At 40.3% G+C, this 10351-nt stretch carries 10 protein-coding genes; 5 read left to right on the top strand and 5 right to left on the bottom strand.

All coding sequences use genetic code 11. From position 1 onward, the window contains the following. Positions 1–37: 37 nt before the first annotated feature. The 4 genes from AC4E92_RS09280 to AC4E92_RS09265 form a co-directional block, all read right to left on the bottom strand. Positions 38–1102 (bottom strand): ROK family protein, encoded by a 1065-nt coding sequence (locus AC4E92_RS09280; RefSeq protein WP_490240314.1) that lies wholly within the window; start codon positions 1100–1102, stop codon positions 38–40. 233 nt (positions 1103–1335) lie between these two features. Continuing rightward, positions 1336–1962, bottom strand: coding sequence for a hypothetical protein (locus tag AC4E92_RS09275; protein ID WP_490240313.1), 627 nt, complete (start codon positions 1960–1962; stop codon positions 1336–1338). Next, positions 1956–3050, bottom strand: a complete 1095-nt coding sequence (locus tag AC4E92_RS09270) for an FtsW/RodA/SpoVE family cell cycle protein (RefSeq protein ID WP_490240312.1) — start codon at positions 3048–3050, stop codon at positions 1956–1958. The genes AC4E92_RS09275 and AC4E92_RS09270 overlap by 7 nt, the downstream gene beginning before the upstream one ends. Continuing rightward, positions 3025–3927 (bottom strand): TIGR00269 family protein, encoded by a 903-nt coding sequence (locus AC4E92_RS09265; protein ID WP_490240311.1) that lies wholly within the window; start codon positions 3925–3927, stop codon positions 3025–3027. The genes AC4E92_RS09270 and AC4E92_RS09265 overlap by 26 nt, the downstream gene beginning before the upstream one ends. Before the next feature lie 74 nt (positions 3928–4001). Between AC4E92_RS09265 and AC4E92_RS09260 the strand changes: the two genes are divergently transcribed. Genes AC4E92_RS09260 through AC4E92_RS09240 form a run of 5 tightly spaced genes read left to right on the top strand, consistent with a single transcriptional unit; the run spans position 4002 to position 9870 of the window. Beyond that, entirely contained in the window at positions 4002–4799 is a 798-nt protein-coding gene (locus AC4E92_RS09260) for a Rossmann-like and DUF2520 domain-containing protein (protein WP_490240310.1), read from the top strand. 6 nt (positions 4800–4805) lie between these two features. Continuing rightward, positions 4806–5603: a 3-methyl-2-oxobutanoate hydroxymethyltransferase gene (gene panB / locus AC4E92_RS09255; RefSeq protein ID WP_490240309.1), complete on the top strand. Its 798-nt coding sequence runs from the start codon at positions 4806–4808 to the stop codon at positions 5601–5603. Between the two features lies 1 nt (position 5604). After that, positions 5605–6717: a metallophosphoesterase family protein gene (locus AC4E92_RS09250; RefSeq protein WP_490240308.1), complete on the top strand. Its 1113-nt coding sequence runs from the start codon at positions 5605–5607 to the stop codon at positions 6715–6717. Beyond that, positions 6692–9247, top strand: a complete 2556-nt coding sequence (locus tag AC4E92_RS09245; RefSeq protein ID WP_490240307.1) for an AAA family ATPase — start codon at positions 6692–6694, stop codon at positions 9245–9247. The genes AC4E92_RS09250 and AC4E92_RS09245 overlap by 26 nt, the downstream gene beginning before the upstream one ends. Beyond that, entirely contained in the window at positions 9238–9870 is a 633-nt protein-coding gene (locus AC4E92_RS09240) for a HEAT repeat domain-containing protein (RefSeq protein ID WP_490240306.1), read from the top strand. Before AC4E92_RS09245 ends, AC4E92_RS09240 begins: the two co-directional genes overlap by 10 nt. Here the strand turns inward: AC4E92_RS09240 and AC4E92_RS09235 are convergent. After that, positions 9867–10061 carry an amidohydrolase family protein gene (locus AC4E92_RS09235; RefSeq protein WP_490240305.1) on the bottom strand — a complete coding sequence of 65 codons (195 nt, stop codon included), beginning with the start codon at positions 10059–10061 and terminating at the stop codon, positions 9867–9869. The genes AC4E92_RS09240 and AC4E92_RS09235 overlap by 4 nt on opposite strands. Positions 10062–10351 lie beyond the last annotated feature (290 nt).

The following is a 10351-nucleotide window of genomic DNA, read 5'->3' as shown; positions in this document are numbered from 1 at the left end:
CTCTTTGAGAGTCGATACACCACAGAAAAAGAGCTTTTCAAGTTCTCTCATAATCCACACACCCTCTGTTCTGTATAACGAGATTGGCAAAATCCAGATCGTTGAAGAATTTCTTCAAAAAAGCCACCACAGATCCAAAGGCAACTGTTTTTGAACCGTTTTTATCGAGTTTCCAGTTGATCTTTTTGATTCTTCTCAAAGTAACATATTCCTCTATTTTGCCGACAATATCTTCTATGGTTGCATCACCAAGGAGATAGAAATCCCCGCCAAGAATGAAGAGTTCTGGATCCATGAAATTAACTACCGTTGCGATTTTAAAAGCTATATGTTCTTTGAATTTGTCCAGGCTTTTTTGATCTTTCAGAAGTACGCTGTAGTCTTTCTCAAGGTCTTCTATTGTCAGATCTTTCAAACTCGTAAGCGGTATACCTTCTCCCAATTCACCGGCTGAATTGTTGCTTCCTTCGTACAGTGAACCTTCAACGATTATGCCCGAACCAAGACCAACTGGCTTTGAAAGTTCATAGGGGATTGAAAGTAAAAAATAAACAAGGTTATTGGCATAGTTTAAATAATTCGCCGCCGCGGCATTTGCGTCGTTTAAAATCAAAAATGGCAACTTAAGCCAATCAACACGGTACTTTCTCAAATCCAAAGCCTGAGAAAAAACGATTAATTTTTCCGACGAGTTTATCAATCCAGGGATGGCAATTGAGACGGCATTTACGTCTTTGTACATACTGAGTGTCTCGCAAATTATTCTTTGCAAATTTTCAAAATTAACGATTGTGGTTTTTTTATCAGTTGAATATTCATGGTTGATGAAATCAACCAGAACTGAGCTGATTTCGCCCTGTTCTATGGACAGTCCTGCTATTTTCAACCAGTTTGGGTTCAAGGAGAGTAACCTTGATCTTCTACCGCCAGAACTGCCAGGGGTCAAATAATCTTTAACGATGACAATCCCACATTCAAGAAGAAACCTCAGGTTTCTTGAAATGGTCGATTCGTCTACCCCGAGTTTATCAGCAAGGTTCTGCGCGGTCGATGTGTTTTTGCTCAGCGTTCTGAGTATAGCGTGTTGAAGCTGGTTGATCAAGACTTGTTCCCCCTTTAGTTGATTGCATCCTGCAACTAACATATCACTTCTATCAAACCAAGTCAAACACGAAAAACCGCCATTTTTTGGATTTTACAGTTAAAAATTTCCAGCCATCGCGATATTTCTTTCTTTATCTGGCAAATTCCTCATTTTGCTGGTTATTTCATAAGAAGCTCTTGCAGAACAAAAGCACACCGTACTTTGTAGCAAAATTTTATCCAGAATCTGTATCATTTTGGTATGTAAAGGGAAAAATCAGTCTCCAGATTATTCACTTTTGTATCCTTCCACGTAACTATCTTTGTCGGATGCTGTTTTGTTCCCACACCATAGACTAAAAAGCATACTGTGCCGGGCTTTCCGATGACAATTGTGCAGTCTTTTGGTACCTGAATGGCGTACTGTGTCTGAATGGCAGGTGACTTGAAGTAGTAGAATTTGTACGGTGCCAGTCCGGGTTTCAGTTCTCTTGAAAAATAAGTTGTATCGCCTTTTTTAAAGGTAACCCACACATTTTCCTGTCCCATTACAAAAAGTCTTATGTAGCCAGTAGTTGGATCATCGTACAGTTCTTCGACGATTTTTTCAAGGTCTACAGATGTGTTTGAAAGAAAATTGGCTGCGGAGATGTACTTGTCGATAACCGAATTTGCACCTATGGAGGATTCGAGTTTTGATATTCTTTCACTCAGTGCACTTATTTTCTTATTCAGATTTTCAATCGATGCTTCCTGATTTTTTCTCTGTTTGACGTAGTAAAAAAACGAAAACGCAGAAAGAGCAAGACCGCTAATCAGAGCAATGATAAACAAAAGCACAAGAAAGCTCACCAGAAATTCGCTTCTTTTTCTTACCACAGTTGCCCTCCTTCCATTTCCCTGCCAGCTCTGCCCACCGCATAGGATTTTTCAACAATGCCGAGCTGGACACAAAAGAAAAGCGTTGAGGACCCGCCGTAACTTATGAATGGTAGTGGGATACCTGTCACCGGCGTTAACCCCATTGCCATGCCGATATTCACGAAAACCTGCAAAACAAACACAGTCATGACACCAACGTCCACAAGCTGCCAGAATTCGTTTTTCGCAAGTCTTATCGCATTGGCTATTCTAAAACTGAGCAGGGCATATAAAATCAAGCAGATGCTGATGCCCAAAAAACCAAACTCTTCGCCGATAACTGATATGATGAAATCCGTATGGTTTTTGGGTACGTATCCCCAGTTTGTCGAAAGACCCTTTAAGTACCCTCTTCCTAACAATCCACCCGAGCCGATTGTGTGAAGTGATTGGGTCACATTGTAGGCACTGCTCTGTTTGTACGCTGAAGGTGAAAGGAAAGAAATGATTCTTTCTCTTTGATATTCCTTGAGACCAAAAAAATACAGCAAAGGCATCAATGCGATGAAAAAAATCAGCATTACAAGGATGGGTTTAAGCGGGACTTTTGAGCAGAAAGCTATTACAAACCACAGCATGAAAAGTAAGATCGCTGTTCCTAAATCAGGTTCAACTGCTACGAGTAAACAGATAACGCCAACAGCTAAAAGCGACAGAAACATGTACTTTGTCGAAGCTTTTATGAGTAATGTTGCACTGATGAGAATCACACAGATCTTTGCAATCTCAGATGGCTGAAAATATCCGGCTTTCAAATCAAACCAGCGCCGTGCCCCTCCAGAAACTGTCCCAAAGAAAAGAACCAGTATCAAACTGAGAATACAAAACACATACAGTATCCAACTGAGCTTTTGTAAGTCCCTTTCTCTGAGCAAGATCGTCAAAAAGAACACAGCTAAGCCGAGCATATCCCACACTATCTGTTTTCTGACAAAGGCTGTTCCATAGTTTCTGGTGGCACTGTATATCGCAAAAAGACCGATTATCATTAAAAGAACTATTATTACAGGTATAAAAATGTCAAATCTCCTGTTTTCCCAGGGCATCTTCTATCCTCTCTTTCATTCTGCAAAAACTGCATTTTTCTGAAGTTGTTGGATAGCCACAAACCTGGCATTCATTCAATTTCACACCATCTGTTCTGAACAGTTGTAGTCTGTGAAATTGCTTGTAGAACCTGAGCTTTGTTCCTGGTTGATCAACTTCAAGATCGTTTAGGACTCTTTTGTATTTCAAAGAACTCGCATCTTTGGAAAAAGGACATCTCTCGCTGTAGAATGGTATTTTATTCAACAGAGCATAGGTGTATATCTCCTTTTCTGTCAACCAGACCAGTGGTTTTGCTTTTGCCACGATTTTGTGATGAGTCTTTGGCATAAATGGAGCTTGTCTTTGTAGATACCCAATGTTCCAGTTCAAAAGGTTACCCAATAGGAACGAGACCTCATCATCGAGGTTGTGACCGGTCACCACGACATCATATCCGTCTTCAAATGCCACTTTGTTCATCAGGTATCTTCTAATGTTTCCACATATTGAACATGTCGGTCTTTTCAGTATTCTGGCTATTTGAGGTACTGAAAGACCATTGAGATGTTCCTTTGCATCTACCAGTTTCAGGTTTGAATTTATTCTCTGCGAAAGTTGCCAGAAAAGATCGATTTGAGGATCGGTTGTACCCACATCGATAAACAAACCATCGGTTTTATAACCAAGCTTAGTCAGAACGTACCACAGAGTCATGCTGTCTTTACCACCAGAGACTGCCACGAGAATTTTGTGATCTTTGCTGAACATTGAATACTCATCTATGGTTTTTTCAACGCGCTTTTCAAAATAATCGACAAAGTGTTCGCCGCAGTAAGCGGTATTGTGCTGGCGAAGATGTATCACCGCGGTGTTAGAACATTTTTTACATTTCATCGTCCAACCTCCTGTGAACCTTTCATATTAGAGATTTTATCATTATGTGGTTTAATTTAAATGGTGAGAAGACCATGATTGTAAATATAGCGGGAACCAGCAGGGTCAGCCTGGTTTTGAGTAAGGTTTTACTTAGGAAAGATTTCTCAATAGGTTATGTCATCTCAAGGTCGAAAGAAAAAGCAACTGCGTTCACAAAAAAGCTGGGTCAGGGTATTGCTGTCACCTACGATGAAGATTTTTATTTAAGGGATGTTGTTTTCATATCAGTGCCGGACAGTGTTATAACATCGGTTTATTCAAAAATAAAAAATAGATTGAGCGAAAATGTGAATGTTTATCACTTCAGCGGTTTCCTGGCTTCTGATATTTTTGAAGATGCCGATGAACACGGCTGGGGAAGAGGATCCATCCATCCAAACCTCTCATTTGCAAATGAAAAGATCGCTCTTAAATTCATTGACAGATGTTGTTTTGGTATTGAAGGTAATGAAAAGGGAATATCTCTTGCAAGGCAGATAGTTCAGCAGATATCAAATTGTTGGATCGAAATACCAAAAGAATCAAAAACAGCTTATCATCTTGCTGCTGTACTGGCGTCCAATTTCACCATTGGACTTGCTTATCTTGCCAGAAAGTTATACGATCTATACGGTATAGATGGTTTTGAAAAGATCATACCTTCTTTGATGCTGAACACTTCGAAAAACATATCAACCCTGGGTGTTGAGTCTTCACTGACAGGACCAGTTGTCAGAGGTGACTGGTCTGTCGTTGAAAGTGAGCAAAAGCTTTTTGAAAAATGTTTTTTGGAGTATAAAAATCTCTACACGGAAATGGTGAAAGTGCTCAAAGAAATCAAAGGATGGTGAGAAAAGATGAACGTTCAGAAGTTCATGTCTATGAAGGGAAAACAGCCTATTGTTATGATAACTGCTTATGATGCGCCATTTGCCAATATAGTCTATCAGGCTGGTGTTGATGCCATTTTAGTTGGTGATTCAGTTGCAAACAACGTTCTTGGTTACTCAGATACCCTGCCGGTCACCATGGAAGACATGATTCGACACACTCAGGCTGTGAGAAGGGGTGCACCGGAAGCATTCATAATAGCAGATATGCCGTTTTTGTCCTATCAATGTTCTGTAGATGATGCGGTCAGAAACGCAGGAAGATTTCTGAAAGAAGCAGGTGCAAACGCAGTGAAACTCGAAGGCGGTTCATTCTATGTTCCTTTGATCGAGAGGCTTGTAAAAGCCGGTATACCCGTGATGGGACATCTGGGGTTAACGCCACAGTCTGTGAATGTCTTTGGTGGGTACAGAGTGCAGGGTAAAGATGAAAAAGATGCTGAATATCTTCTTCAAGAGGCAGAAGCTCTTGAAAAAGCTGGTGTTTTTTCAATAGTCCTTGAAATGGTTGTTGAAGAGACAGCCAGAATGATAAGCGAGAATCTGAAGATCCCGACGATTGGCATCGGGTCTGGCAGATATTGTGATGGACAGATCCTTGTGCTTCACGATTTACTTGGCTTGAATCCCGCTTTTCTTCCAAAATTTGCAAAAAGGTATGCCAATCTGTACCAGCAGTCTCTGGAAGCGGTCCAGAAATACGTGTTCGACGTTCGAAACCGGGTCTTTCCATCACAAGAAAACGTTTTCAAGGCTGGTGGCTGATTTGAAAATCCTGCATACATCTGACTGGCACCTTGGCTTGGAATCCTGGGTTGGCTCTAAATCAATTGACAGATCCCAGGAGATCAGGCAGGCTCTGTTTTATCTTGTACAGGTTGCCGAAGAAGAAAAGGTCGATCTGATTCTGGTAACAGGGGATGTCCTGCACAACAGGGTGTCACCAAAGATTGAAGCTTTGACCTTGCTCAGTGATGTTCTTGCCAGATTTTCTGCCATTGCGCACACCTTTCTTGTGATTGGTAATCACGATTGGCAGGGACTCAAAGCCTGGAAAAACCTTCCTGTTAATAATCTGACAATCGTGGACCGTCCAGAACAGATCGCCTTGGAACATTTCAATTTATTTTTTCTGCCACATACAGATCCACAGAGATTGCTTGATGCTGATCAGGATCCGCAGAAATTGGCTGGAGAATATCTGAATGATTTTCTGGTCAAAGTGCGTAACCAGATAGACGAAAGTAAGATAAACATACTGGCTGGACATTTGCTGATAGAAGGTTTGATCGAATCAGACAAAGAGATTGCTCTGGGTGTACAGATCAAAAAATCGGTGATACCAACCGGGTTAGATTACGTTGCTCTGGGTCATATACACAACAGCTCAATAGTTCAGCAATCTCCTGTCACATGCTATGCCGGTTCACCAATTGCACTTGATTTCGGTGAAGAGTATGATACCAAAGGAGCGTTTATAGTTGAATTCGATCAGCGTAAAACTCGTCTTCGCCGTGTTGACACACCGCATAAAAGGCTCAAGACTTTTAGAATGGCTGATTATTCAGAGCCATCACTGGAAGCACTGACAAATCAACTGAAAAACTTTGATGGATATGCAAGGATCATTTTTGAAAGCTCCGCATCAGACGAAGTCAGAAAGTATTTGATGGAAAACTTCGAATGTGTGGTAAAAGTTGAATTCAGGATGAATGAGAAAGAAGTTGATTCTCCTAATATAGTTCGTCAGAAGACGGATTTAATAGAGCTTTATCGAATTTATGTGAAAGGAAGATACGGTGAGTTAGAAGAACCTATGGTGAAGCTGGTAGAGAGATTGTTCAAGGAGGTTGGTGAGGATCAGACCACTCAGCCTTGAGGTCGTTAATTTCCTTGGAATCGAAAATTGCAAGCTGGATTTCAAAGAAGGTGTTTTTTTAATCGTTGGACAAAATGGTGCCGGCAAATCTTCTTTGCTTGAAGCTATTGTTTTTGCATTGTATGGAATGGGTGTCAGGTACGGGAAGAAGAGCCCTCAGGATTACATTCGTTCATCGACTGATACTTGCCAGGTGAGATTCTCTTTTTTGAGAAATGGGAAAAAATATGAAGTACTCAGGAAAGTGAAATCTTCTGGTACAGAAGCTTTATTGACGGAAAATGGAACAATTATCGCTACTCAGAGAACTCATGTTGACAGAGAACTTCAAAAAATTTTGAATACCACCTATGAGAGTTTCATCAGTACCTTTTTTCTGCCTCAGGGCAGGGCAACATACCTGCTCACAGCAAAAAGATCGGAGATCAATGACATAGTTTTTGATGTGCTTTTCCCCAAAAAGATCCTCAGATCTGTGCAAGAAAAGGTCAATGAACTTATGAAAAACCTTCAGATAGAGCACGAGAAAAAACAGGCTCGACTCAGCGATTTAAGGATAAGAGCCGAACAGATCATCAATGCAGTAAGCCCAGAAAAAATAGAGTTTTACAGCAAAAAGTCTCAGGAACTTCAACAGCAGCTTGCACTCACAGAACAAAAACTGAAATCGATAGAACAGCAGATGACAGTCTGGCAGCAGATAAAGCAGATCGAGAAAAACCTGGAACAATTAAAAAATCAGAGAGATAGACTGGTCAATAGAGCTGAAGAAGAAAGAAAGATAAGCCTTGCCAGCTCTGTGGCGGGAGAATATCAAATTCTTTTGAATGTTCAGGAAAAGGTCGAGTCTTTGCAAAAAGAACAGAATAAAATGCACGAACAGATCAAAAAACACGAAAGTGACATTCTCAAAATTGACCATGAACTTGAAAACTTCAAAACAAATCAGAACAAAGTTGAACAGCTCATGGTTCAGCTCAGTTCTCAGAGAGATCAACTTCAGAAAATCGATTTACAGAGTGAACCACTTTTGAATGAGTTGAACCAATTGAGAACTGCAAAAACATTTTTGGAACAGCAAAAAGAAAATCTCAACGGCAATCTTTCCACAGTTGAGAAAAAAATCTGTGAAAGACAGGACATATTGGCAAAGCTCAACAGTGCACTTGAACAGTCCGAGAAAGAATACGATCAGATAAGACAACAGGCACTGATATGGATGTCTCAAGAAATAGCACAGAATTTGCAAGATGGCGACACATGCCCCGTGTGTGGAAATGTTTTCCATAGAACTGCCCATGAACAGCAACGGGTAGACATACAGAGATATCAACAGTTGAAAAATTTCATCGAAAAAAATCAAAGGCAGATTGAACAGATAAATGCCGAAATAAATTCTTTGGTACAGGAAAAAGAGAATTTGGATGAAAGTCTGAGAAAAGCCAGTAAAGATTTGTCGGATTGTATAGAAAAGATAAATGAAATTGAGAGAAACCTTCAACAGATTGGTTATGATAGTCTTGTCAAGCACAGGATAAGGGAACTGTCAAAGCAAATTGAAGATCTGTTCAGGAAAAAAGTACAGATTCAGTCAGAGATCTCAAAATTAACTGGAACAAAAGAACAATTGAGCAGAAGAATTGAAGAATTGAAAAACGACATAGAGGTTATTTCTTCTCAGCTCATTCAGCAGAAAGTCAAGCTGGATGAGAGCAAAAAGGGTTTTTTTGAAAAACTCGAAAGGATTGGTCTGACCTTTAAAGAATTTGAGATCTACAGTCAAAAAACTATGCCTGAGCAGAGTAGCCTTGAGATGATTCACAAGATCGATCTACAGATCGAAAAAAGCTATGAGGAACTCGATAAACTGAAAAAATCTGTTACGCTCGAGTATGAAACCTGTGAAAGCCATTACAGAGAATTGACCGATGAACTGGAAGCCATCAAAAAGCAGAGAGAAGAGTATATAAGGCAAAAGGCAATAGCTGAGCACATGATGAAAGAATTGAAAGAAATCGAACAGCAGAAAAAAGATTTACAGAATGAATTTGAGGTGATTCACAGACAGTATCAAATCACCGAACTGGTGAAAAACACTCTGTCGGCTAAAGAATTTCAGTCATTTGTCACAAACATGGTACTCGAAGGAATAATCACAAAGACAAACGATATGCTCGACACACTGACCGACGGAAGATTCAAAATCAAAATCGAAGAATCGGGGTTTGTAATCATGGATTCAGGTATTGAGAGAAGTGCCGATGGTCTTTCTGGTGGTGAAAAGACAGTAGTATCGCTTGCCCTGGCAATCGCAATTGCCGAGATGGCTACCGGTAATATGGAAATCTTCTTCATAGATGAAGGATTCTCAGCCCTGGATGAGGATAATAAATTTCGCATAGCAGGTGCATTGAAGCAGATGGAAAAACTGAACAAAATAATTGGTTTTGTCACACATGATCCACAGTTTGCCGAGTATTTCGACAAAAAATTGGTGGTTGAAAAAGGTGGTGTAGTCAGATGGACTTAGAGCGATATCGAACTCTCATAGACAGAATAGTGAGCGAAAAGGGTGTTGAAGCGATACCAAAACTTCTGGAACTGTTAACAGATGAGAACGAGGAAGTCAGAGAAATCGTTTTACAGACTATTCAGAGATTTGGTGATCAGGCAAAGCCGGTGCTTTTGGAAAAATTCAAACAAAAACTTCACGAACAGGGTAAAAACGACATTCTCACGCTGTACCTGGTGGATATCCTTTCAGATTTACAGGAGATGAGTATAAAAAAGGACCTGTACCAGCTCTTGAACAGATACGATCAGGAGAGCGCTCAACTTGTCATCTACGAAGCACTCGCAAAATTGGGTGATGGTGAAAAGGTCATAGATATCGCAAGTTATTTTCTCTTAGAGGATGAATACAGAAATGATCTTGCAGAGCAGGCAATTATGGTTCTGGCACATATCACCAGTCCTAAGGCGATCGATTGCCTTGTTAAAGCATACAAAGATGAACAGCTTCATTCTGAAACAAAGCCGTTCATCTTAAAGGCAATTGCCATGATAACAATGAAGGATCAAAAATTATGGGATTATTTGCATAAAGTTGCAGATAAACAATTGATAAAAGACGTTGAAGAATACCTTGATTAACTTTTCACCATAGTACCTTCTTTGAAAACCATCTTGATCTTGTCTTTTTCAGTGAGTAAGCTTATGTTCTTCAGTGGATCTTCTTTCACAACGATTAGATCTGCCAGTTTTCCGGGTTCTATAGTTCCCGTTATTTGGGAAAGTCCAACGGCTTCAGATGCATTTTTCGTCGCAGCGACAATTGCTTTCATTTTGGATCTACATAATCTATTGGCAGATAATGTTCATCTCCTTGACCGAAAGTTTGAGAAAGTGTTTGACCTCCTCCCAATCCCCTAAATGGGATAGGATTCCCATTCAGGAGATTAGGCTTCCCGTTTCAACATGGTGTGACTTACCAGGATATAGGGATTGCCCCTAAATATCTTGGCAGTGGTCTCCCACTCCACGGGCTTTAATTCGGACCGGTCCAGCCCTACTGCTTTTAACATATTAATCGCAGAGTTTAAATCTCTGTCGATTGATAAACCACACTTTAGGC

Source organism: Pseudothermotoga sp. (genome assembly GCF_031962025.1).
GTDB lineage: Bacteria > Thermotogota > Thermotogae > Thermotogales > DSM-5069 > Pseudothermotoga_B.
This window is presented reverse-complemented; position numbering and strand designations above follow the sequence as displayed.